At 72.2% G+C, this 21,966-nt stretch carries 18 protein-coding genes; 7 read left to right on the forward strand and 11 right to left on the reverse strand.

The window, feature by feature from the left end; genetic code table 11:
- Window positions 1-11 precede the first annotated feature (11 nt).
- The 3 genes from MKK64_RS08200 to MKK64_RS08210 form a co-directional block, all read right to left on the reverse strand.
- Window positions 12-3,329: a helicase-related protein gene (locus MKK64_RS08200; RefSeq protein ID WP_409567920.1), complete on the reverse strand. Its 3,318-nt coding sequence runs from the start codon at window positions 3,327-3,329 to the stop codon at window positions 12-14.
- Window positions 3,330-3,468: 139 nt separating this feature from the next.
- Window positions 3,469-3,804 carry a hypothetical protein gene (locus MKK64_RS08205; RefSeq protein ID WP_243933381.1) on the reverse strand — a complete coding sequence of 112 codons (336 nt, stop codon included), beginning with the start codon at window positions 3,802-3,804 and terminating at the stop codon, window positions 3,469-3,471.
- Window positions 3,805-3,806: 2 nt separating this feature from the next.
- Entirely contained in the window at window positions 3,807-4,685 is an 879-nt protein-coding gene (locus MKK64_RS08210; RefSeq protein WP_243933383.1) for a DUF3108 domain-containing protein, read from the reverse strand.
- Between the two features lie 468 nt (window positions 4,686-5,153).
- Here MKK64_RS08210 and rpmB point away from each other — a divergent pair, with 468 nt between their 5' ends.
- Window positions 5,154-5,465 (forward strand): 50S ribosomal protein L28, encoded by a 312-nt coding sequence (rpmB, locus tag MKK64_RS08215; RefSeq protein WP_147728548.1) that lies wholly within the window; start codon window positions 5,154-5,156, stop codon window positions 5,463-5,465.
- A 28-nt stretch (window positions 5,466-5,493) separates the two neighbouring features.
- Window positions 5,494-6,255, forward strand: coding sequence for a TraX family protein (locus tag MKK64_RS08220; protein ID WP_243933390.1), 762 nt, complete (start codon window positions 5,494-5,496; stop codon window positions 6,253-6,255).
- A 4-nt stretch (window positions 6,256-6,259) separates the two neighbouring features.
- Here MKK64_RS08220 and cobT read toward each other — a convergent pair whose 3' ends face one another.
- The 4 genes from cobT to MKK64_RS08240 form a co-directional block, all read right to left on the reverse strand.
- Window positions 6,260-8,161, reverse strand: a complete 1,902-nt coding sequence (gene cobT, locus MKK64_RS08225; RefSeq protein ID WP_243933392.1) for a cobaltochelatase subunit CobT — start codon at window positions 8,159-8,161, stop codon at window positions 6,260-6,262.
- Window positions 8,162-8,166: 5 nt separating this feature from the next.
- The gene (locus MKK64_RS08230) at window positions 8,167-8,664 is read right to left on the reverse strand and encodes a DUF29 domain-containing protein (protein WP_243933400.1); all 498 of its coding nucleotides are present in this window, start codon (window positions 8,662-8,664) and stop codon (window positions 8,167-8,169) included.
- Window positions 8,665-8,682: 18 nt separating this feature from the next.
- Window positions 8,683-9,666: a cobaltochelatase subunit CobS gene (gene cobS, locus MKK64_RS08235; RefSeq protein ID WP_147844012.1), complete on the reverse strand. Its 984-nt coding sequence runs from the start codon at window positions 9,664-9,666 to the stop codon at window positions 8,683-8,685.
- 262 nt (window positions 9,667-9,928) lie between these two features.
- A complete protein-coding gene (locus tag MKK64_RS08240; protein ID WP_147860001.1) occupies window positions 9,929-10,591 on the reverse strand; it encodes a J domain-containing protein in 663 nt (220 codons plus the stop codon).
- Window positions 10,592-10,721: 130 nt separating this feature from the next.
- On the opposite strand from MKK64_RS08240, the gene MKK64_RS08245 reads away from it, so the two are divergent.
- Window positions 10,722-11,006, forward strand: coding sequence for a BolA family protein (locus tag MKK64_RS08245; RefSeq protein WP_147729557.1), 285 nt, complete (start codon window positions 10,722-10,724; stop codon window positions 11,004-11,006).
- A gap of 18 nt (window positions 11,007-11,024) precedes the next feature.
- Window positions 11,025-11,444 (forward strand): alternative ribosome rescue aminoacyl-tRNA hydrolase ArfB, encoded by a 420-nt coding sequence (gene arfB, locus MKK64_RS08250; protein ID WP_243933402.1) that lies wholly within the window; start codon window positions 11,025-11,027, stop codon window positions 11,442-11,444.
- A gap of 47 nt (window positions 11,445-11,491) precedes the next feature.
- Here the strand turns inward: arfB and MKK64_RS08255 are convergent, their stop codons facing one another.
- On the reverse strand, window positions 11,492-12,259 hold the full coding sequence (locus MKK64_RS08255) for a YoaK family protein (RefSeq protein ID WP_147729555.1): 768 nt from the start codon (window positions 12,257-12,259) through the stop codon (window positions 11,492-11,494).
- Window positions 12,260-12,437: 178 nt separating this feature from the next.
- Window positions 12,438-13,385 (reverse strand): class I SAM-dependent DNA methyltransferase, encoded by a 948-nt coding sequence (locus tag MKK64_RS08260; RefSeq protein WP_243933404.1) that lies wholly within the window; start codon window positions 13,383-13,385, stop codon window positions 12,438-12,440.
- Window positions 13,386-13,462: 77 nt separating this feature from the next.
- Here MKK64_RS08260 and MKK64_RS08265 point away from each other — a divergent pair, with 77 nt between their 5' ends.
- From MKK64_RS08265 to MKK64_RS08275, 3 genes are read left to right on the forward strand one after another with little or no spacing between them, the layout of a single operon-like run.
- Window positions 13,463-14,515 (forward strand): ligase-associated DNA damage response exonuclease, encoded by a 1,053-nt coding sequence (locus MKK64_RS08265; RefSeq protein WP_147726419.1) that lies wholly within the window; start codon window positions 13,463-13,465, stop codon window positions 14,513-14,515.
- Window positions 14,512-16,263, forward strand: coding sequence for a cisplatin damage response ATP-dependent DNA ligase (locus MKK64_RS08270; protein ID WP_243933406.1), 1,752 nt, complete (start codon window positions 14,512-14,514; stop codon window positions 16,261-16,263). Before MKK64_RS08265 ends, MKK64_RS08270 begins: the two co-directional genes overlap by 4 nt.
- Complete coding sequence (locus MKK64_RS08275) at window positions 16,260-16,727, forward strand: secondary thiamine-phosphate synthase enzyme YjbQ (protein ID WP_147843099.1); 468 nt, start codon at window positions 16,260-16,262, stop codon at window positions 16,725-16,727. The genes MKK64_RS08270 and MKK64_RS08275 overlap by 4 nt, the downstream gene beginning before the upstream one ends.
- Before the next feature lie 207 nt (window positions 16,728-16,934).
- Here the strand turns inward: MKK64_RS08275 and MKK64_RS08280 are convergent, their stop codons facing one another.
- Window positions 16,935-18,470: an efflux transporter outer membrane subunit gene (locus MKK64_RS08280; RefSeq protein WP_147726416.1), complete on the reverse strand. Its 1,536-nt coding sequence runs from the start codon at window positions 18,468-18,470 to the stop codon at window positions 16,935-16,937.
- Window positions 18,471-18,790: 320 nt separating this feature from the next.
- On the reverse strand, window positions 18,791-21,937 hold the full coding sequence (locus MKK64_RS08285) for an efflux RND transporter permease subunit (RefSeq protein WP_243933408.1): 3,147 nt from the start codon (window positions 21,935-21,937) through the stop codon (window positions 18,791-18,793).
- Window positions 21,938-21,966: the final 29 nt, after the last annotated feature.

Raw genomic sequence — 21,966 nt, forward strand, 5'->3', positions numbered from 1 at the left:
CCGGTGATGCCTCAGCGCTTGCCGCCTTCGCCGGATTCGAGCTGCGCCTTCAGGGCGGCGAGCTTGGCGAAGGGCGAATCGGGATCGGGCGCCCGCTCGCGGCGCGGGGGGCGCGCATCCGGCCGGGGGCCGGCATGGCGCGGCTCGTCGCGCCGGTCGGGCCGGGCGCCGGGCTCGAAGCGCTCGCGGCGCGGGCCGTCGTGGCGGCGCGGACCCTCCGGGCGGCCGCCCTCGGGCCGGGGTCCGTCCGGCCGCGGCGGCCGGTCGCGGCCCTCGGCCGCATGGGGGCGCGGCCGGTCGCGACCGCCGTCCCGGCGCGGCTCGCCCTCGCGGCGCTCGCCCTGGGGCGCGCCCGGGGCGCCGTCGCGGCCGCGGCCGGCACCGCGCGGGCGGTTCGGGCGCGGGTTGGCCTGGCGCTGGTGACGCTGCAGCGTCCACACCTCGATGGTCGCCGGCTCCTCGGCGACGGTGTCGGCGAGAAGCTCGGACGCGGCCTCGGCGGGAATCGCGTCGGCCGCCGGCGCGACGGCACCCTCGCCGACCGTCGGGGCCTCGGCCGTAGCCGCCTCGGTCGCCGGCGCCTCGGCGGGCTCGGCCGCCGTCGCCTCGACGCCTGCCTCGTCCGTCGCCGGCTCGGCGACGGCGTCCTCGGCGGGCACTGCTTCCGCAACCGGCTCCTCGGCGGCAGGCGCAGCCTCGGGCTCGTGCGTTGCCTCGGGCGCGTCGCCGTGGACGGCCTCCGCATCCGGCGCGTTCGGCTCCGCCGGCTCCGAGACGGCCTCCGAGGTCGCCGCGTCGGCGGGCGCGGCCTCGGCGACTTCGGTCTCGGAGGTCGCCTCGGGCTTGGCTTCCGCGGCGGGGGCGGGCTGGACCGGCGTCGTCGACGCGGCGGGCAGCAGCGGCACCGTGATCGCCGGGCCGGGCCGGGTCTCGGCGGCGTAGCCCAGCGAGGTCAGGATCGAGGCGAAGTCCTCGCCCGAGCAGCCGACCAGCGAGGTCATGCCGACGGTGGCGACGAACCCGTCCTTGTCCGCGGTGCCGGGGGGCGGCGCGCCGGGCGTTGTGCCGGGGCGATAGGCGACTGCGGGGCGGATCAGGTCGGCGAGCCGCTCAAGGATGTCCACGCGCACGGCGCGCCCGCCGCAGACGCGGAAGCCGGCGGCGCGATAGAGCCCCTTGGCGATCTCGGGATCGACCTTGATCGAGGTGCGGCCGGAGCCGGCGAGATGCCCGATCTCGTCGAGGCCGCGCTGCTCGAGGCCGCCGTTCTGCAGGGCCCAGAGCTGGGCGGCCAGCGTCCGCGGCGCCGGCTTGAGCAGGGCCGGCAGGAACAGGTGGTAGGCGCCGAAGCGGACGCCGTGCCGGCGCAGCGCGCCGCGGCCGTCCTGGTCGAGCGTGCGCATCTCCTGCGCCACGCGGGCGCGCTCCAGCACGCCGAGCGCCTCGACGACCTGGAAGCCGATGCCCTTGGCGAGGCCCGTGAGGTCGGCGGCGGTCTCGATCTCGATCAGCGGGCCGAGCAGGCGCGTCACGTGCGCCTTCAGCCAGGCGTCGAGGCGCGCCACCACCTTCTCGCGGGCGGGGCCGGCGAGCGCCTCGTCGGCAAGCAGGCGGATCTGGGGCGCGAAGATCTTGTCGCCGGGGGCGAGCTTGGCCACCGGCGCGCCGGTCCAGCGGATCACGCCGTCGTGGCTCAGCACCAGCGAGGCGTCGGCGGCTGCGGCGAAGCGCTCAGCGCGGGCCTCGATCTCGCCGGCGAGGCCCTTCTCGGCGGCGCTGCGGAGCGTCTTGGCCTCGTGGCCCTCGGCGCTGGCATCGGGCACGAACAGGAAGCCGTGGAGGTGGCCGACATGTTGACCCTCGACGGTCACGTCACCGTCGGGGGTAATCTGGGCTTCGAGCATCGTGTTCTCTCTCAGGCGCCGCATCAGGACGCTGGTGCGCCGATCGACGAAGCGGCTCGCGAGGCGTTCGTGCAGGGCGTCGGACAGCCTGTCCTCTACCCGACGCGTCTCGCCCTGCCAATGTTCCGGATCGCGAAGCCAATCGGGGCGGTTGGCGACGAAGGTCCAGGTGCGCCCGTGGGCGATCCGGCGCGACAGGGTCTCGATGTCGCCGTCGGTGCGGTCGATCATCGCCACCTGCTCGGCGAACCAGGTGTCGGGGATGCGACCGGCCATGCCCTTCATCAGGAAGCGGTAGAGCTCGGCCACGAGGTCGGCATGCACCTGCGGGTGGACCTTGCGGTAGTCCGGCACGCCGCAGACGTCCCACAGGCGGCGCACCGCGGACTGGCTCCGCGACAGGTCGCGGATGTCGTCCTCCTTCATCAGGATCTCGAGGGCCTGCTGGTCCTCGCCCATCGGCGCCCGCGTCAGGCCGGGCTCGCTCGGATGCACGTCGAGGCTCGCCTGCAGCGCCTCGAGGGAGCCGTAGTCGAGGTCCGGGTTGCGCCATTGCAGGATGCGCAAGGGGTCGAAATCGTGGTTCTCCAGCCGCTCGATCATCTCGGGCTCGAACGGGCGGCAGCGCCCGGTCGAGCCGAAGGTGCCGTCCGAGAGGTGGCGCCCGGCGCGGCCCGCGATCTGCCCGAGCTCGGCGGGCGTCAGCTTGCGGAAGCGGGTCCCGTCGTACTTCCAGGTGGCGGCGAAGGCGACGTGGTCGACGTCGAGGTTGAGGCCCATCCCGACGGCGTCGGTGGCGACGAGATAGTCGACGTCGCCGGACTGGTAGAGCTCGACCTGCGCGTTGCGGGTGCGCGGCGAGAGCGCGCCGAGCACCACGGCGGCGCCGCCGCGCTGGCGCCGGATCAGCTCGGCGATGGCGTAGACCTCCTCGGCCGAGAACGCGACGATCGCGGTGCGCCGCGGCATCCGCCCGAGCTTCTTCTCGCCGGCATAGGTCAGCGTCGACAGGCGCGGGCGCGTCGTGGTGTGGACGTTGGGGATCAGCGCCTGCACCAGAGGCAGGATCGTCGAGGAGCCGATCAGCAGGGTCTCCTCGCGGCCGCGCTGGTTCAGCAGGCGGTCGGTGAAGACGTGGCCGCGGTCCATGTCGGCGGAGAGCTGGATCTCGTCGATCGCCACGAAGGCGACGTCGAGGTCGCGCGGCATCGCCTCGATGGTGGAGATCCAGTAGCGCGGCCGGTCCGGCTTGATCTTCTCCTCGCCGGTGACCAGCGCGACCTTGTCGACGCCGACGCGGGCCACGACCCGCAGGTAGACCTCGCGGGCGAGCAGCCGCAGCGGCAGGCCGATCATCCCGGTGGGATGGGCCAGCATGCGCTCGATCGCCAGGTGCGTCTTGCCGGTGTTGGTCGGCCCCAGCACCGCCGTGACCCCGCGCGCGCGGGCCGAGGGCGGAAGGGAGCGGCGGTGCTGGAGGATCGGAGCAATCCCTTCGGCGCTGGGAGCCGCACGGCGCGGGACGCCGGGTGGCGACGGGCCCCGCCCCGGAAGGGCGAGATCGTCAGTCGGCCGACGGCCGGCGCCGGAACGAGCGCTCATATGGGGCGCTTCCGGGCGCTCCGCCAAGGCCGTAAGCCGATCCGTCGCGATCCGGGATGCCGTAGAGCTCGATCCGCGTCGGCGGCTGCCCGGTCTCGATGTCGGCGCAGAGCGTGTCCGGCACGGCGGTGAGCGGCCCGCGCCGCCGTCCGCGACCCTCCGTCACCTCGGCGGAGGAGTAGGCGTTTCCGCCGCAGGGGCTGGCGCCGGCCTCCAGCGGCGCGGCCGCGGCCGGGCGCGGGCCGGATGCGAGCAGCGCGAAGGCCGCCAGGATCGTCGCGAGCGCGGCGCCGCGCATCCTCAGCGGCTCGCGAGGCTGCCGGTGGTGGCCGGCGCCTCGGCGGTGGCCGCGCCGCGCACCCAGCGGGTCGCCTCGATGATGTTGGTGCCCACCGTGGTGCGCACTGAGATGCGCATCGGCACCAGCATCCGCGTGCCCTCGACCGGCGCGAGCCAGACCGACATGTCGCGGTTCTCCTCCATGAAGCGCACCCCGGGCCGGTCCGGCCGGTGGCCGGCGACCGCCTGGTAGCGGGCGTTGCAGACCAGCACCGGGCCGGAATAGCCCGGCTTCTCCACCGCCCGGGTCTCGCCGTAGCTCAGGACCACGTTGAAGCGGGTCGCGCCGTCGAAGACCGGCAGCGTGCGGTTGCAATTGTCCGGGTTGGTCAGGTCGCCGGAGGCCTGGGCCGGCATCAGCAGGGCGCTGGCGGGGTCCATGATCCCGCGCTTGTTGGCGGGCGTCACCGGCACGCGGTCGTCCATGTCGACGAGCGGCGGCGTGACCTCGGACTGGGTGACGTTGCCGTGGGCGAGCGCCATGCGCACGGCGATCCCCGAATTGGCGGTCCGCGTCGCGATCGAGAAGGTGTTGGGCTGCGGCGCGGCGGCGATGATCCCGGCGGAGCGGGCCGAGCCCTGGCCGCCGGTGATCGCGCCGACGAGGCCGGTCAGCGTCGCCGAGACGTCGACGCGGTACTTTGCGTTCTCGAAGGTGCCGGCGAGCCGCGCGGTGCCGATCGACAGGCCGGCGAGCGCGATGCCGTAATCGACGGCGATGCTGGCGGGCGCGGCCTTGCGCTCCCGCGCCTCGGCCGGCGAGAGGGCGCCGGCGCCGAGGGCGGCGGCGAGAACGAGGCGCATCAGTGGGAAGGCGCTGCGGTGGGGGCGGGCGCTCATGGTCCGAATCGCATCCTCACGAGGTCGTCCGGGCACCGGCCCCGACGACGCGGAGCCCCGGGGCTGCCCAGGCGACGGTTATCCGAGCCGCATGGTTAACAGGCCGTTCCGCGCGCGCCCAGGGCCCGTGGCCGCCGGGCCGGCGGGTCGCCGCAGGGCCGAGGCGGCGTCGCCCGCGCAAGCCTTCCCGCCTCCGCGCTTGGACCCTCGGCCGTTCCGTGCTCATATCGATCGTGCGACGGCACGCGCCGCGACGCCGGCGGCGTCGTGCGCGTCCGCAGGCGCCCCCAATCCGGGCGCCCGGTCGGGTTTTGCCTTGACGGTCCCGGGCCGTCTCGCCTATAGGCCGCCACTCAGACACGACTGCGCGAGACCTGGAACGACGTTCGGGTGGGGCCGCGCAGGCGGCGCATCCGGCCCGGGAGGGCGGGTCCGCATCGCCCAGGAACGAGACAGGATAGCGTTATCATGGCACGCCGCTGCGAACTCACCGGCAAGGCCGTTCAGGTCGGCCACCTCGTGAGCCATTCGAACCGCAAGACGAAGTGCCGGTTCCTGCCGAACCTCTGCAACGTCACGCTGACCTCGGACGCGCTGAACCGCCGCGTGCGCCTGCGCGTCACCGCGCACGCGCTCCGCTCGGTCGAGCACCGCGGCGGCCTCGACGCCTTCCTCGTGAAGGCGCACGAGGTCGAGCTGTCGCAGACGGCCAAGCTCCTCAAGCGCGAGATCCACAAGAAGCTCGGCGAGACCGCGGCTCCGGACGCCGTCGCCGCCTGAAGCGGTCGCCTCCGGGCGATGTGAGATCATGAACCGCCGCATGGACCCCCATGCCGGCGGTTTTTTCGTGCCCGCCGCGTCGTTCGCCGGCGCGCCCCTCGACGCGATCAAGGGGGCCGCCGCCGTGCTGATGGTCGGCGACCACGTCGACACCATCCTGCTCGACGGCCACGCCGTCGCCCTGTGGCGGCTCGGGCGGATCGCCTTCCCGCTGTTCTGCGTGGTGTCCGTGCTGCACATCCTGCGCGGCGCCGATCCCGGCCGCTACGGGCTGGCGCTGCTCGCCCTCGCGGTGCCGACGCAGGCGATCTACGCCGCCGCCTTCCCCTTCGGCACGACCGAGGGGTCGATCCTGTTCACCCTGGCGGCGGGCATCACGTTCGCGACCGCGCTCGAGAGGGGACGCCCTCCGCGACGCCACGCGGCCCTGGCGCTCGGCCTCGCCGTGGTGTTCCTCGCCCCCGCGCTCGCCAAGACGGCGGTGGATTTCGGCCTGGCCGGCATCCTGCTGCCGGCGGCGATCCTTCTGGCGCTGCGCGAACCGCGCGCCTACGGCGCCTGGCTCGTCGCCGCGATCGTCGGGTTGAACTGGCACGGCTGGCACCCGCGGGGCGAGGCCGCGTCCCTCTCGGCGCTCGCCGACGCCGCGACGATCGGGATCGGCGTCCCGCTGGTCCTGCTCGCCGCCCTCCGGCTGCGCGGCCGACCGCGCTTCCTGCCGCCCTACGCGCTGCAGGCGTTCTACCCGGGGCACCTCGCCGTGCTGATCGCCCTGCGGGCGCTGGCCTGAGGCGTCAGCGCCGGCGTCCGCCGGCGGCGCGCATCGGGGCGCGGCCGGCGGCATCCTCCTCGAACAGCTCGGCGAGCTTTTCCGTCATCGCGCCGCCGAGCTCCTCGGCGTCGATGATCGTGACTGCGCGACGGTAGTAGCGGGTCACGTCGTGGCCGATGCCGATGGCCAGCAGCTCCACCGGCGAGCGCTGCTCGATCTCCTCGATCATCCAGCGCAGGTGGCGCTCGAGATAGTTGCCGGCGTTGACCGACAGCGTCGAGTCGTCGACCGGCGCGCCGTCCGAGATCACCATCATGATCTTGCGCTGCTCGGGCCGGGCCAGGATGCGCTTGTGCGCCCAGTCCAGCGCCTCGCCGTCGATGTTCTCCTTGAGCAGGCCCTCGCGCATCATCAGCCCGAGATTCTTGCGCGCCCGGCGCCAGGGCGCGTCGGCGCTCTTGTAGACGATGTGGCGCAGGTCGTTGAGGCGGCCCGGCGCGTTCGGCTTGCCGGCGGCGAGCCACGCCTCGCGCGACTGGCCGCCCTTCCAGGCGCGGGTGGTGAAGCCCAGGATCTCGACCTTCACGCCGCAGCGCTCGAGGGTGCGGGCCAGGATGTCGGCGCAGGTCGCGGCGACGGTGATCGGGCGCCCCCGCATCGAGCCGGAATTGTCGAGCAGCAGCGTCACCACGGTGTCGCGGAAGTTCGTGTCCTTCTCCTGCTTGAAGGACAGCGGCTGGAACGGGTCGATGACCACGCGCACGAGGCGCGCCGGGTCGATCTGGCCCTCTTCGAGGTCGAAGTCCCAGGCGCGGTTCTGCTGCGCCAGCAGCCGGCGCTGGAGGCGGTTGGCCAGCCGCCCGACCACGCCCTGGAGATGCGACAGCTGCTTGTCGAGGTAGCTGCGCAGCCGCGCCAGCTCCTCGGCGTCGCACAGGTCCTCGGCGTGGATCACCTCGTCGAACCTCGGATTGAACACCCTGTAGTCCGGCCCGCGCAGCTCGTTGGCGACCTTCGACGGCGGCCGCCAGGATTCGGAGGCCTCCTCCGATTCCGCGTCCTCGGATTCCTCGGGAAGCTCGCCGGACGGCGCGTCGGCCGCCTCCTGCGCGCCTTCCTCGATGTCGTCGGAGGCCTCCTCCGAGGTCTCGACCTCGGCGCGGTCGCCCTGGCTCTGCTCCTCGGCATCGCCCTCGCTCGGGGTCTGCTCGTCGTCCTGGGCCTCGTTCTCGTCGTCGTTCTCGTCGTCCTCGGGGTCGAACGGGGTCTCGTCGGCCATGTCGAGGGAGGATAGCAGCTCGCGCACCGAGCGGCCGAACCCGCGCTGATCCTCGATCGAGCCGATCAGCCCGTCGAGGTTCGGGCCGGCCTTGTCCTCGATGTGCGCGCGCCACAGCTCGACGATGCGCTTGGCGGCCTCCGGCGGCTTCTGGCCGGTCAGGCGCTCGCGCACCATCAGCGCGACGGCATCCTCCATCGGCGCGTCGGCGCGGTCGGTGATGGTCTCGTACTTGCCGCCGCGGTGGTAGCGGTCCTCCAGCATCGCGGAGATGTTGGTGGCGACGCCCGACATCCGACGCGAGCCGATCGCCTCGACGCGGGCCTGCTCGACCGCATCGAACACCGCGCGCGCCGCGGAATTCTCGGGCGCGAGCCGGCGGTGGACGGCGATGTCGTGGCAGCCCAGGCGCAGGGCCATGGCGTCGGCGTTGCCGCGGAGCACCGCGACGTCCCCGACCGTGAGCTTGCGCGGCGGCTCGGGCAGGCGCGCCTTGTCGCCGGTCAGCGCCGGCCGGTCGGTGGCGTAGGTGACCTCGACCTCGGAGCGCTTGGCGATGGCGCGCAGGCACCCGGCGACCGAGCGCTTCAGGGGCTCGGCGACCGGCTCGCGGCGCTCGCCCGGCTTGCGGTTGGAGATGGACATGGGTGCTACCGGTCGGCGTCGAGTTCGAAGGGGCGGTTCAGGATGTCGTCCCAGACGTAGGGATTGTCGGTGGGGAGGGTCTCGAGCGAGCGACGCATCTCGCGCGCAGCCCGAAGCCTGCCGGTCCGGAATCCGTCGGTGACCGCCTCCGCGATGCGCGACTTCAGGCCGGGGTTCTTGCGCAACTGCCTCTCGATCCGCAGGCGCTGCTCCGCGATGGTCAACGCCCAGCTCCTGCTCCGGCGTTCCGGCTGGAAGTCCCACTTCAGGGCATGGGCGAGCAGGACCTCGATCGCGCTCTCTAGCTTATCGTACTGCTCCGAACCCACGTCGCTCAGTTCCTCAGCGATGTTGTCGAGATCGAGAACCTCGACCCGGCCAGCGCGAAGGTGGGCCACTTGCTCCTGCACCCACGTGTAGAGGTCAGCTTCGTGGCGCGTACCCGCGCGCGGCGACGCGAAGCCGGCTGGCTCCGTCTCCGGGCCCGAAGCAACCTGCGCCATCGATTCCTCCATCGTCGATCAGCTCAGCGCGACGTTCATCGCGCTCTCGGGCAGCTCCTTGCCGAAGGCGCGCTGGTAGAACTCGGCGACCAGCGTCCGCTCCAGCTCGTCGCACTTGTTGAGGAAGGTGACCCGGAAGGCGAAGCCGATGTCGCGGAAGATGTCGGCGTTCTCGGCCCAGGTGATCACCGTGCGCGGGCTCATCACCGTCGAGAGGTCGCCGTTCATGAAGGCGTTGCGGGTCAGGTCGGCGACGCGGACCATGCGGCTGACGATGTCGCGGCCGGGGTCGCCCTTGTAGTGCAGCGCCTTCGACAGCACGATGTCGACCTCGCGGTCGTGCGGCAGGTAGTTCAGGGTGGTGACGATCGACCAGCGGTCCATCTGGCCCTGGTTGATCTGCTGGGTGCCGTGATAGAGGCCCGAGGTGTCGCCGAGGCCCACCGTGTTGGCGGTGGCGAACAGCCGGAAGGCTGGGTGCGGGCGGATGACCCGCTTCTGGTCGAGCAGCGTCAGGCGGCCGGAGAGCTCCAGCACGCGCTGGATCACGAACATCACGTCGGGCCGTCCGGCATCGTACTCGTCGAAGACCAGCGCGACGTTGTTCTGCAGCGCCCAGGGCAGGATCCCGTCCTGGAAGGCGGTGATCTGCTTGCCGTCCTGCAGCACGATCGCGTCCTTGCCGACGAGGTCGATGCGCGAGACGTGGCTGTCGAGGTTGATCCGCACGCAGGGCCAGTTCAGCCGGGCGGCGACCTGCTCGATATGGGTCGACTTGCCGGTGCCGTGATAGCCGGTGACCATGACGCGGCGGTTGCGCGCGAAGCCCGCCAGGATCGCCAGCGTCGTCTCGCGGTCGAAGATGTAGTCCGCATCGAGATCCGGCACGTGCTCGCTGGTCTCGGAGAACGCGGGAACCTCGAGGTCGATGTCGATGCCGAAGGTGGCGCGGACGGAGACGGTGCGGTCGGGGAGCATGGCAGGCTTGTCGTCAGAGAGCATACGGAACCTCGTAGGGGCGGTCTTCCGAAGGGCATCGGATCGAAAGCCGCGCGGAACTTGTCTCGGGCCTCGCCTCGCCGGCCAGTCGCTGCCGGGATGCAGGCCCTTCCTTAAACGTCGTCGCGCCGGGGCGCCACAGACGGGCCGGATCGGGTGCAAGACCCCCATATAGGCCTGCAATAGAAAATTGCCGGTCGTCCGCGCGCGAAAGCCGCCGACGACGGCGCGACGGTCGACTTTGCATCGATCGTGCCGAGCCGCCTCAGCAGAGCCCGGCCGCGCGCAGCACGTCGTGCGCCCGGATGATGTCGCGCAGGCGCTCCTCGAACGAGCGGTCGCCGCCGTTGGCGTCGGGGTGGAAGCGCTTCACCAGGGACTTGTACTGCGCCTTGATCGCGGCGGTGTCGGCGCCTTCCTCGAGGCCGAGCACGTCGAGCGCCCGGCGCACGGTCGCCGAGAGCTTCGGGCGCGCGGGCTCGGCCGGGGCCTGCCGCCCGCGGGCGCCGCCGACGCCCTCGGCGCGCAGCACGCCGAGCGGGTCGACATAGGCCCAGTCGCGCGGCGGCGCGTCGGCTGCCTTGGCGCTCGCCGGGCGGTTGACGCCCATCGCCCAGGTCGGGCGGTGGCCGATGATCGCGTCTTTCTGGAAGGCCTGGACGGCGTCGTCGTTCATGCCGTCGAAGTAGTTGTACGTGGCGTTGTAGGCCTTCACGTGGTCGATGCAGAAGTTCCAGTACTGCCCTTCGGCGCGGCGGCCCTTGGGCGCACGGAACAGGCCCGCATGGGTGCAGCCCTCCGCCTCGCAGGTGCCGGCGGGCTTGCCGCTCGCGGTCTTCCCGCCGGCGGTCTTGCCGGCCGCGGTCTTCGGCTCGTCGCAGGTGCGCCGGATGCGGATGCTGTCGAACAGGGGCGAGTTGAGATCCATGACGGGGCGATTATGAGGGGGCGGACCCGAGACACAAGGGCGCCGGGCCTGATGACGCATGCGGGCGAACGGGCTTGACGGCCCGGCCGCTTGGTGACGCGGCTGTTCGGGTGAGACGAGGGACGGGCGGATGACCGAGACAGCGACGCTGCGGGACTGGATCGAGGGCAAGCTGGCGGCGGAACTCGCGCCCGCGCGCCTCTCGGTGGTGGATGAATCCCACTTGCATGCCGGCCATTCCGGCGCGCGGCCGGGGGGCGAGACGCACTTTCGCATCGATGTGGTCTCGGCCGCCTTCGAGGGGAAGAGCCGCGTCGACCGTCACCGCGTCGTCAACGCGCTGATGGCCGAAGCGTTCGCGCGCGGCCTCCATGCGCTGGCCGTGAAGGCGCGCACCCCGGCGGAAGCCGGCTGAGCCGCAGGGGAGGGGGCCGTGGCCCTGGTCTGCACGCCCCAGATCGCCATCGACGAGGCGGAGCTGCACGAGACCTTCGTGCGGGCGTCGGGTCCCGGCGGCCAGAACGTCAACAAGCTCTCGACCGCGGTGCAGCTGCGCTTCGACGTGCGTCGCTCCGCTACGCTCCCGGACGCGGTCGCGGTGCGGCTGATGCGGCTCGCCGGGCGCCGGCTCACCGCCGACGGCGTCCTGGTGATCAGCGCCCAGCAGTTCCGCACACAGGAGCGCAACCGCGCCGACGCCCGCGAGCGGCTGGCCAAGCTCGTCGCCGAAGCCGCGGTGCCCCCGGTGCCGCGCCGGGCCACGCGTCCGACCCTCGCCTCGAAGAAGCGCCGGCTCGAGGCCAAGACCCAGCGCGGCGCGACCAAGCGCCTGCGTGGGGCGCCGGTGGATTGAGCGTTTCTATCCTCCCCCCGCAGAGGGGGGAGGGGAAGAGAGGGCGATCAGTGGATCGCGTCGATCGCCTTCGCGTCGGGGCTGGCGTCGGGGGCCGGCGAGGAGCCGGCGACCAGCGTGCTGCCGGGCTTGGCGATCGTCAGGATCACCGCGACCACGGCGAGCAGGGCGGCGAGCGCCGCCGGGAACAGGAAGGCGGTCTCGCCGTAGCGGATCTGCAGCAGGCCGCCGACGACCGCGCCGGAGGAGAGCCCGGCCCAGAGCGGCGCCTGGATCCAGAACGAGGACGCGACCGTCCCGAGGATCAGGTTGGCCATGCCGGTGCCGAAGCGGACCACCGCGCCGGTGACGTAGGTGAGCGCGATGCTGCGGCCGCCCTCGTCCTGAAGGATCGCGTTCTGCAGGCCGAGCGCCAGCACGATCGGGTAGGCGTGCAGCGGGAAGGCGAAGGTGCCCCAGGGCATCAGCAGGCCGAGCGCCAGCAGCGCGGCCTCGATCGTCAGCAGCACCGAGAGTCGCCAGCGGCCGACCCAGGCGGCGATCAGCGTCCCGAGGAAGGCGCCGAAGCAGAACACCAGGATCACCGTGACGACGCGGGCGGTGTTCTCCCAGTCGGCGTTGGCAACGGCGACGCCGAAGCGGGTGGTGTTGCCGGACATGAACGACATGAACAGCTGCGAGAACTCGAGGAAGCCGATCGAGTCCGTCGCGCCGGCCAGGAACGCGAGCACGATCGCGAGCGGGATGCGGGTCGCCGCGCTCGCCGGGAAGGCCTTGTCCGGCGGATCGCCGGGAGCGGTCTTCTCGTTCACCATGGAATGCCTCGCAAGCGTCGTGGGTCGCGCCTGCGCCCCCGCAGGAAGGCGCAGATCGTTGAACGGGTCTTGGCGGAATCGCCGGCTATAAAGGGTCGAGCACGGCCAAGGTTCAACCTGCTCATCACGGCGGCGTGTTTTTCCTCACGTTGCTGTGCGGCGCAGGGATTAAACTGCGTCACGTCTCGGGTTTGACTGCGATCACCGTTCGGCCGGGAACGTCGTGGCCGCGCTCGCGCCGGACCGCCGCCGGGCGGAGCGCGAGGTCGGCGAGGCCGGCCTGGGCCACGGCCTTCGCGATGCAGGCGTCGGCGTGGGCGTAGCGCCCGTCCGGCCCGAGCACGACGCCGGCGCCGTCGTGCGACTGCACCGTGAAGGCGACGCGCCCGCCCGGGCGCAGCACCCGCGCGATCCCGGCGAGCACGCCCTCGAGCGCGCCGACGTAGATGAAGACGTCGGCCGCGACGCAGAGGTCGGCGGAGGCCGCCGGCGCCTCGGACAGGAACCCGTCGATCCCCGCCTCGACGAGACGGGCATAGATGCCCTTCCGCCGGGCGAGCGCCAGCATCGCCGGCGCGAGGTCGACGCCGGTGAGCCGTTCGACGCGGGGGCCGAGCGCGGCGCCCATCAGGCCGGTGCCGCAGCCGAGATCGATCGCGTCGCGGTATCGCCGGGGGCCGTCCGCATCGAGTGCCGCGCAGAGCAGCGCCGGGCCGCAATAGCCCAGGCCCTCGACGAGGTGGCGCTCGAAGCGTCCGGCATAGCCGTCGAACAGCGCGCGCAGATAGGCCGGCGACAGGACCGGCAGCGCCGCGTCGCCACCGAGGCGCGCGAGGTGGACGAGCATGCCGAGCGTGTCCTCGGGGTCGAGGTCGCGGGCGGTCTCGTAGGCGCGCAACGCCGCCTGGAACAGGCCCGGCTCGGCGGTGCCGGCCGCGGCCCCGGCGGCGTAGCGCGCCTCGCGGGCCCGCCCGAGCAGGACCCAGGCGGCGGCGAAGCGCGGGGCGCGCTCGAGCGCCTGCTCCGCCATCTCGGCGGCGCCGACGCAATCGCCCTCGGCCAGGCACGCCTCGGCATAGGCGAAGCGGCGGTCGGCCAGCAGGTCGCCGGAGCCGGTCTGGGACATGGTGGGGATCGATCCGGGTCTCGTCGGGACGACGCCCTATATCACCCCCGATCCCATCCACCGTCACCACGGGACCGATGACGCTTCGCGCCGGCGACCTTCTCACCCTCACCCGCGAGGGGCTGTACTGCCCGCTCGGGCGCTTCCACGTCGACCCGACCTGGCCGGTCGAGCGGGCGCTGATCAGCCACGGCCATGCCGACCACGCCCGAGCCGGCCACGGCAGCGTGCTGGCCACCGGCGAGACCCTGCGCATCATGGCGGTGCGCTACGGCGAGGACTTCTGCCGTGCGCGCCAGGAGGCGGCGCTCGGCGCGCCGATCCGCATCGGCGACGTGACGGTGCGGTTCGCCCCCGCCGGCCACGTGCTCGGCTCGGCGCAGATCGCGATCGAGGCCGGGGGCGTGCGCGTCGTGGTGTCGGGCGACTACAAGCGCGCGCGCGACCCGACCTGCCTGCCGTTCGAGGTGGTGCCGTGCGACGTGTTCATCACCGAGGCGACCTTCGGCCTGCCGGTATTCCGCATGCCCGACACCGCGGCAGAGGTGCGCAAGCTCCTCGATTCCGTGGCGCTGTTCCCGGAGCGCGCCCACATCGTCGGCGCCTACGCGCTCGGCAAGGCGCAGCGGGTGATGATGCTGCTGCGCGAGGCCGGCTACGACCGGCCGATCCACCTGCACGGGGCGATGGAGAAGCTGACCGAGCTATACAAGCGCGAGGGCTTCGCGCTCGGCGAGACCCCCAAGGTGGCGGCGGCCGACCGGGCGAGCCTGAAGGGGGCCATCGTGCTGTGCCCGCCCTCGTCGATCCAGGACGTGTGGTCGCGAAAATTCCCCGATCCCGTCACGAGCTTCGCCTCGGGCTGGATGCGGGTGCGGGCCCGCGCCCGCCAGAAGGGCGTCGAGCTGCCGCTGGTGATCTCCGACCACGCCGACTGGCCGGATCTCTGCCGCACCATCCGCGAGACGGGGGCCGGCGAGGTCTGGGTGACGCACGGGCAGGAGGACGCGCTGGTGCACTGGTGCGGAAGCCAAGGGATCAAGGCCAAACCGCTGCACATGCTGGGCTACGGCGACGACGGCGAGGCCGAGCCGGCCGCCGGGGACGCAGCCGAAGAGGCCGCCGCGTGAACGAGTTCGCCGAGCTCCTCGACCGCCTGGCCTACGAGCCGCGCCGCAACGCCAAGCTGCGGCTGCTGCAGGATTACTTCGCCCGCACGCCCGACCCGGAGCGCGGCTACGCGCTCGCGGCGATGACCGGCACCCTGAGCTTTCGCGAGGCCAAGCCCGCGCTGATCCGCGGCCTCGTCGAGGCCCGGATCGACCCGGTGCTGTTCCGGCTCTCGCACAACTACGTCGGCGACCTCGCCGAAACGACCGCGCTGATCTGGCCGGGGCCCGTCGCGGACGCAGCGCCGGCCCCCTCTCCCGAGCGGGAGGGGGGGGCGGTCGGCGCGCCCGGCCCCGGCCACAACAACCCGCCCCCGCACGTGCCGACGCTCGCCGAGGTGGTCGAGACCCTGTCCACCATCCGCAAGGCCGACCTGCCCGGCCACCTGGCGACCTGGCTCGACGCGCTGGACGAAACCGGGCGGTGGGCGCTCCTGAAGCTCGTGACCGGCAACCTGCGCGTCGGCGTCTCGGCCCGGCTCGCCAAGACCGCGGTCGGCGCGCTCGGCGGCCACGAGGCGGACGCGGTCGAGGAGGTCTGGCACGGGCTCAGGGCGCCGTTCGAGACCCTGTTCGCCTGGGCGGAGGGGCGCGGCCCGCGGCCCGAGACCCTGAACCCGGCCCCGTTCCGGCCGCCGATGCTGTCGCACCCGATCGAGGAGGAGACCGACTTCGACAAGCTCGCCCCGGCCGACTTCTCCGGCGAGTGGAAGTGGGACGGCATCCGCGTTCAGCTCGTCGGCGGGCGCGACGCGGCGGGCGAGCCGGTGGCGCGGATCTACTCGCGCACCGGCGAGGACATCTCCGGCGCCTTTCCCGACCTCGCCGAGGCCGTCACCTTCACCGGCACGCTGGACGGCGAGCTGCTGATCCTGCGCGAGGGCCGCGTGCAGAGCTTCAACGTCCTGCAGCAGCGCCTCAACCGCAAGGCGGTGACGGGCAAGCTGATGGAGGAGTTCCCGGCCCATGTGCGTGCCTACGACCTGCTGACCGCCGACGGCGAGGACCTGCGGGCCCTCGGCTTCGTGGAGCGGCGCGCCCGGCTGGAGGCGTTCGTGGCGACGCTCGACCACGCCCGGATCGACGTGTCGCCGCTGGTGCCGTTCGCGACCTGGGACGATCTCGCGGCGGCGCGGGCCGACCCGGCCGCGGTCGGGGCGGGCGACGACGCCGACGCGATCGAGGGCGTGATGCTCAAGCGCCGCGACAGCCCGTACCTGCCCGGCCGCCCCAAGGGCCCGTGGTGGAAGTGGAAGCGCGAGCCGCATCTGGTCGACGCGGTGATGATGTACGCCCAGCGCGGGCACGGGAAGCGCTCGTCGTTCTACTCCGACTACACGTTCGGGGTGTGGCGGGACGGCGCGGGCGGCCCCGAGCTGGTGCCGGTGGGCAAGGCCTATCACGGCTTCACCGACGCGGAGCTGGCCAAGCTCGACCGCTACGTCCGCAACCACACGGTCAAGCGCTTCGGCCCGGTGCGCGAGGTCGGCTACGGGATGGAGGGCGGATTGGTGCTGGAGATCGCCTTCGAGGGCGTGCAACGCTCGACCCGGCACAAGTCGGGCGTCGCGATGCGATTCCCCCGCGTCAGCCGCATCCGCTGGGACAAGCCGGCGGCCGAGGCCGACCGGATCGAGCTTCTGGAACGCATCCTGGCGCGGGGCGAGCGCGAGACGATGCCGGGCACGACCCTGGAGACGACGGAATGAAGCGCGGCACGGTGGGACCCGTCGAGACCCTATTTTCGGGCGAGATCCGGCGGCAGGCCGGCGCGCGGCTGACGATCGCGACGCCGGGTCCGGGCTTCACCGAGTTCACGGACGCGGTCGCCGCCTTCGTGCGCGGCAGCGGCGTCCGCGACGGCGTCGCCACGGTGTTCTGCCGGCACACCTCGGCTTCGCTGACCATCCAGGAGAACGCCGACCCCGACGTGCAGGCCGACCTGATGACGGCGCTGGACGGTCTCGCCCCGCGCCACGTCGCCTACGTCCACGGCGCGGAAGGGCCGGACGACATGCCCGCCCACATCCGCACGATGGTCACCGATTCCGCGCTGACGATTCCCGTTCTGGACGGCCGCCTCGCCCTCGGCACCTGGCAGGGCGTGTACCTGATCGAGCACCGCGACCGGCCGCATCGCCGGGAGATCGTCCTGGTGGTGGCGGGGGCTTGAGGGCGGATCGCCCCGCGCGTCCGTCTGTTCGTGCGGGGATGACCGTGCCCGCTCCGTCATTCCGGGCTCTGCTTCGCAGTCCCGGAATGACGGCGGGAGTGTGATGTCGATCGCAGGCGGCTCCGGCGATGACGTCACCATGCCGATATCGCCCCTGCCACCTCGCGCGTCCGCCAAGCTCCGGATCGGCGGCTGCGCCGAGGCCGCCTAGAGAAACTTCAGCGGGTCGGTCTCGGGCGGGGGCGGGGCGACGTCGGCGCGGTTCCACCAGCCGCCGCCGAGCGCCTGAAACAGGGCCGCGGTGTCGGCGTACTGCGTCGCGCGCGCGCCGGCCGAGGTGACGAGCGCCGAGAGGTAGCCCTGCTGGGCGATCAGCACCTGGGTCGAGTTCACGGCGCCGGCCGAGAACTGCTTGCGGATCAGCTCGAGGCTCTGGCCGGTGGCCTTCTCGGCGGCCGAGGCGGCGGCGACCGCGCCGGCGTCCGCCTGCAGCGCGCGCAGCGCGTCGGCCACGTTCTGGAACGCGGCGATCACCACCGCGCGGTACTGGGCCTGGGCCTGGGTGAGCGTCTCCTCGGAGGCGCGCTGGCGGCGATAGAGCGTGCCGGCGTCGAAGATCGGCGCGGTGGCTTGGCCGAGGATGGTGAAGAACCCGGCGCCCGGGTTGGCGATCTGCGCGAGCCGCACCGCGCTCGAGCCGCCGGCGCCGGTGATCGCGAATTGCGGCAGGCGGTTCGCCACCGCGACGCCGATGCCGGCGCTGGCCTGCTGCACCAGGGCCTCGGCGGCCTTCACGTCCGGCCGCTGCTGCACCAGGCGCGAGGGCAGGCTGACGGGCACCTTCGTCGGCAGGCGCAGGGCCGCGAGGGTGAAGGTCTCGGCCACCTCCTCGCTCGGGAGCCGGCCGGCGAGCGCGGTCAGGAGGTTGCGCTGCTGCGCCAGCTGCTTCTCCAGCGGCGGCAGCAGCTGCTGCGACAGCGACAGGGCCGCCTGCTGCTGGATCACGTCGGCGCCGGCGATCTGCCCCAGCGAGAGCTGCTTGTTGTAGAGGGTCAGCACCTCGGTCTGCGCCTGGATCACCCGCTTGGTCGCGTCGATCTGCGCCCGCAGTGCCGCTTCCTGGATCGCGGCGGCGACGACGTTGGCGGTGAGGCTGAGATAGGCCGCCTCGAGCTGGAAGCGCTGGTTCTCGGCGGTGGCTTCCAGGCCCTCGATGGTGCGGCGGTTGAGCCCGAACACGTCGGGATTGAAGGCCACCGTCACCTGCGGGGTGTAGAGGCTGTAGAGGTAGTTGTTCTGGTTCTGCAGCGGCGATTGCAGGTCGAGCCCCGGCGCCTTGGCGCCGAGCGCCTGCGGGTTGGCCGAGAGCGAGGGATAGAGCGTGCCCTTCTGGGCCAGCACGTTCTGCTGCGCGATGCGCAGGGAGGCCTGCGCCGCCTCCAGGTTCGGGTTGTTGGCCAGCGCCTCCTCGACCAGGCGGTTCAGCGCCTTCGAGCGGAACAGCGTCCACCACTGGCCGGGGATGTCGGCGCCCGAGACGAAGCTCTGGTCGGCCGAGCCGCCCTGCCGGGTGGCGACCTTGTCGGCCGCGCTCGGGTTCGCCAGCGGCTCGCGGGTGTAGCGCGCGACCGGCGGGTCCTCGGGCGCGACGTAGTTCGGGCCGACCGCGCAGCCCGACAGGGCCAGGCTCGCGGCGAGGGCCACGGCCCGTGCGGACCGGCGGTTGAGGGCCGTCTCGATCATGACGCTTCCGACGCGGGACGCGCGCGCGACGGCGCCATCCTCCGCCCGGTAGAGCGCCGCGGGGGCGGCGCAAGTCAATGCGGCGGGCGGCGTCGCCGGCGGGGAGGCCGAGCGTTGTGGTGCCGGCGCCACGGCTGCGAGGACGAGCGCGCTTTGCCCTCCCCCCTCCGCGGGGGAGGGTGGCCCGCGAAGCGGGTCGGAAGAGGGGAGCGACCTCTCCGGACATGGCGCTCTCCTCTCCCGACCCTCGCTGACGCGAGGCCCACCCGCCCCCGCAGAGGGGGGAGGGAAGGGGCGCGGCAACGTCCTGATCAAAACCATCACGCCGCCGCCCGATGGAGAGCGGGCGGCGCGAGCGGGTTCGGCCGGCGGCGCGAGAACAGCGAGATCAGCACCGGCACCACCACCAGGATCAGATTCGGCGCGAGCAGGATGCCGCCGACGACGACGAGCGCCAGGGGCTTCTGCACCTGCGAGCCGATGCCGGTGGAGACCGCCGCGGGCAGCAGGCCGACGCAGGCGGCGACGCAGGTCATCATCACCGGCCGCATCCGCACGATCGAGGCGTGCCAGACGGCCTCCTTGCGCGGCCAGCCCTCCTCCATCAGCTGGTTGTAGTAGGCGAGCAGGATCACGCCCTCCATCGTCGAGATGCCGAACAGGGCGATGAAGCCGATCGCCGCCGAGATCGAGAACGGGGTGCCGGTGAGCGCCAGCGCGAAGATGCCGCCGATCATCGCCATCGGGATCACCGACAGGCCGAGCAGCATGTCGGCGACCGAGTTGAAGTTGATGAACAGCAGCAGCGCGATCAGCACCAGGGTGATCGGCACCACGAGGCTGAGGCGGGTGACCGCGTCCTGCAGGTTGGTGAACTGGCCGACCCATTCGAGGTGGTAGCCGGCCGGCAGCGTCACCTCGTCGGCGACGCGCCGCTGCGCCTCCAGCACGGTGCCGCCGAGGTCGCGCCCGCGCACCGAGAACTTGACCGGGATGTAGCGCTCCTGGTCCTCGCGGTAGATGAACGAGGCGCCCGAGACGAGGTCGACGTCGGCGATCTCGGAGAGCGGCACCTGCACCACGCCGCCGTTCGGGTTGGCGGCGCCGATGGTGATGTTGCGGATGGTGGCCAGCGAGGAGCGGTACTCGCGGGCGAGCCGCACCCGCATCGGAAAATGCCGGTCGGAGCCGTACTCGTAGAGGTCGCCCGCGGTCTGGCCGCCGATCGCGGCGGCGATCGTGGTGTTCACGTCGCCGATCGAGAGGCCGTAGCGGGCGGCCTTGTGGCGGTCGACGTCGATGCGCACCGTCGGCTGGCCCAGCGAGGCGAAGACCGAGAGATCGGTGACGCCGGGCACGGTGGCGAGCACCGCCTTCACGTCGTTGGCCGCCTTGGTGATCGCGGCGAGGTCGGTGCCGTAGACCTTGACCGAGTTCTCGCCCTTCACGCCCGAGGCCGCCTCCTGGACGTTGTCCTCGATGTACTGGGAGAAGTTGAACTCGATGCCGGGGAACTCGGCGTCGAGGCGCTTCGACAGGCCGGCGATGAGCTGCTCCTTGTCGAGCCCCTTGCGCCATTCGTCGATGGGCTTGAGCGGGGCCAGGATCTCGACGTTGAAGAAGCCGGTGGCGTCGGTGCCGTCGCTCGGCCGTCCCTGGTGCGAGATCACGGTGACGACCTCCGGCACCTCGGTGAAGATCTTGCGCAGCCGCTCGACGTAGGCGTTGCCGGCCTCCAGCGAGATCGAGGCCGGCATCGTGCCGCGCACGTAGAGGTTGCCCTCCTCGAGCTTGGGCAGGAACTCGAGGCCGAGGTTCCGCGCGGCCAGCCCCGAGACCAGCAGGATCGCCACCGTCACGGCGATCGACAGGATGCGGTTGCGCAGGCCGAAGCCGAGGATGATCTCGTGGCCGAAGCGCAGCACCTTCACGATCAGGGTGTCGCGCTCCTCCACGTGCCTCGGCAGGATGACGGCCGAGAGCGCGGGCGAGACCGTGAAGGTCGCGAGCAAGCCGCCGACCAGCGCGTAGGCGTAGGTCTTGGCCATCGGCCCGAAGATGTGGCCCTCGACGCCCGACATCGTGAACAGCGGCAGGAAGCCGACGATGATGATCGTCGCCGAGAAGAAGATCGCCCGGTTCACCTCCGAGCCGGCGATGGCGATGGTGCCGAGCCGCCCGGTGAGGCCCCCCGGTGCGGGCTGCCCTTCCGTGTGGTGCGGCTCGGCCAGGTGCCGGAACACGTTCTCGACCATGATCACGGTGGCGTCGACGATCAGCCCGAAATCGATCGCGCCGAGCGAGAGGAGGTTCGCCGAATCGCCGCGCACCACCAGGATCAGGATCGCGAAGCCGAGCGCGAAGGGGATCGTCGCCGCCACGATGATCGCGCTGCGCAGCGACCCGAGAAAGAGCCACTGCACCACGAAGACCAGCACCACGCCGAAGACGAGGTTGTGCATCACCGTGTGCGTGGTGGTGTGGATCAACCCGGAGCGGTCGTAGATCCGCTCGATCTTCACGTCCGGCGGCAGGATCGTCGAGGCGTTGATCTTCTCGATCTCGGCCTCGACCCGCCGGAGCGTCGGCAGGCTCTGGCCGCCGCGGCTCATCAGGACGATGCCCTCGACGATGTCGCTCGAGCCGTCGTGCCCGACGATGCCGAGCCGCGGCGCGTTGGAGACGCGCACGTCGGCGACGTCCCGCACCAGCACGGGCGTGCCGTTGACCTGGGTCAGCATCGTGTCGCGGATGTCGTCCATGTCGCGGATCAGGCCGACGCCGCGGACCACGGCCGACTGCTCGCCGACGTTCAGCGTCTGGCCGCCGACGTTGATCGAGGAGTTGTTCAGGGCCGAGACGAGCTGCACCAGGGTCATGCCCTGGGCCTGGAGGCGGTTGAGGTCGACCGCGATCTCGTACTCCTTGGCCTTGCCGCCGAAGGCGGTCACGTCAACGACGCCGGGGATCGCCTTGAAGCGGCGCTGCAGCACCCAGTCCTGCAGGGTCTTCATCTCCGCGGAGGAGAAGCCCTTCGGCCCGACGAGCTTGTACCGCATGATCTCGCCCACCGGGCTCGTCGGCGAGATCTGCGGCGTGGCGCCGTTCGGCAGGGGCGGGGCCTGCGACAGGCGGTTGAGCACCCGCTGCAGCGCCTCCTCGTAGGTGAACTCGTAGTTGAACTGCACCTTCACGTCGGACAGGCCGAACAGCGAGATCGTGCGCACCACCTGCGCGTTGGGGATGCCGGCGAGCGCCACCTCCAGCGGAATGGTGATGTAGCGCTCGATCTCGTCGGCCGACTGGCCGGGATTCTGGGTGATCACGTCGACGAGCGGCGGGACCGGGTCGGGATAGGCCTCGATGTTGAGCTGGGTGTAGCTGGCGTAGCCGAGCGCCAGCATCACCAGGAAGCCGAGGCAGACCAGCACGCGCTGGCGCAGCGAGAAGACGATCAGGCTGTTCATCGCGTCGGGTGCCCTTCCGGCGGTTCCGG

This window comes from Methylobacterium sp. E-025, from assembly GCF_022829705.1.
GTDB lineage: Bacteria > Pseudomonadota > Alphaproteobacteria > Rhizobiales > Beijerinckiaceae > Methylobacterium.

Excerpts from the sequence above, each read along its gene's own strand:
- MKK64_RS08245 (WP_147729557.1), top strand. The coding sequence starts at position 10,722 with ATGACCGAGACAGCGACGCTGCGGGACTGGATCGAGGGCAAGCTGGCG.
- cobS (WP_147844012.1), bottom strand. The coding sequence starts at position 9,666 with ATGCTCTCTGACGACAAGCCTGCCATGCTCCCCGACCGCACCGTCTCC.
- MKK64_RS08210 (WP_243933383.1), bottom strand. The coding sequence starts at position 4,685 with ATGAGCGCCCGCCCCCACCGCAGCGCCTTCCCACTGATGCGCCTCGTT.
- MKK64_RS08220 (WP_243933390.1), top strand. The coding sequence starts at position 5,494 with ATGAACCGCCGCATGGACCCCCATGCCGGCGGTTTTTTCGTGCCCGCC.
- MKK64_RS08230 (WP_243933400.1), bottom strand. The coding sequence starts at position 8,664 with ATGGCGCAGGTTGCTTCGGGCCCGGAGACGGAGCCAGCCGGCTTCGCG.
- MKK64_RS08275 (WP_147843099.1), top strand. The coding sequence starts at position 16,260 with ATGAAGCGCGGCACGGTGGGACCCGTCGAGACCCTATTTTCGGGCGAG.
- MKK64_RS08265 (WP_147726419.1), top strand. The coding sequence starts at position 13,463 with ATGACGCTTCGCGCCGGCGACCTTCTCACCCTCACCCGCGAGGGGCTG.
- MKK64_RS08240 (WP_147860001.1), bottom strand. The coding sequence starts at position 10,591 with ATGGATCTCAACTCGCCCCTGTTCGACAGCATCCGCATCCGGCGCACC.
- MKK64_RS08260 (WP_243933404.1), bottom strand. The coding sequence starts at position 13,385 with ATGTCCCAGACCGGCTCCGGCGACCTGCTGGCCGACCGCCGCTTCGCC.
- rpmB (WP_147728548.1), top strand. The coding sequence starts at position 5,154 with ATGGCACGCCGCTGCGAACTCACCGGCAAGGCCGTTCAGGTCGGCCAC.
- MKK64_RS08255 (WP_147729555.1), bottom strand. The coding sequence starts at position 12,259 with ATGGTGAACGAGAAGACCGCTCCCGGCGATCCGCCGGACAAGGCCTTC.
- MKK64_RS08280 (WP_147726416.1), bottom strand. The coding sequence starts at position 18,470 with ATGATCGAGACGGCCCTCAACCGCCGGTCCGCACGGGCCGTGGCCCTC.
- MKK64_RS08285 (WP_243933408.1), bottom strand. The coding sequence starts at position 21,937 with ATGAACAGCCTGATCGTCTTCTCGCTGCGCCAGCGCGTGCTGGTCTGC.
- cobT (WP_243933392.1), bottom strand. The coding sequence starts at position 8,161 with ATGTCCATCTCCAACCGCAAGCCGGGCGAGCGCCGCGAGCCGGTCGCC.
- MKK64_RS08205 (WP_243933381.1), bottom strand. The coding sequence starts at position 3,804 with ATGCGCGGCGCCGCGCTCGCGACGATCCTGGCGGCCTTCGCGCTGCTC.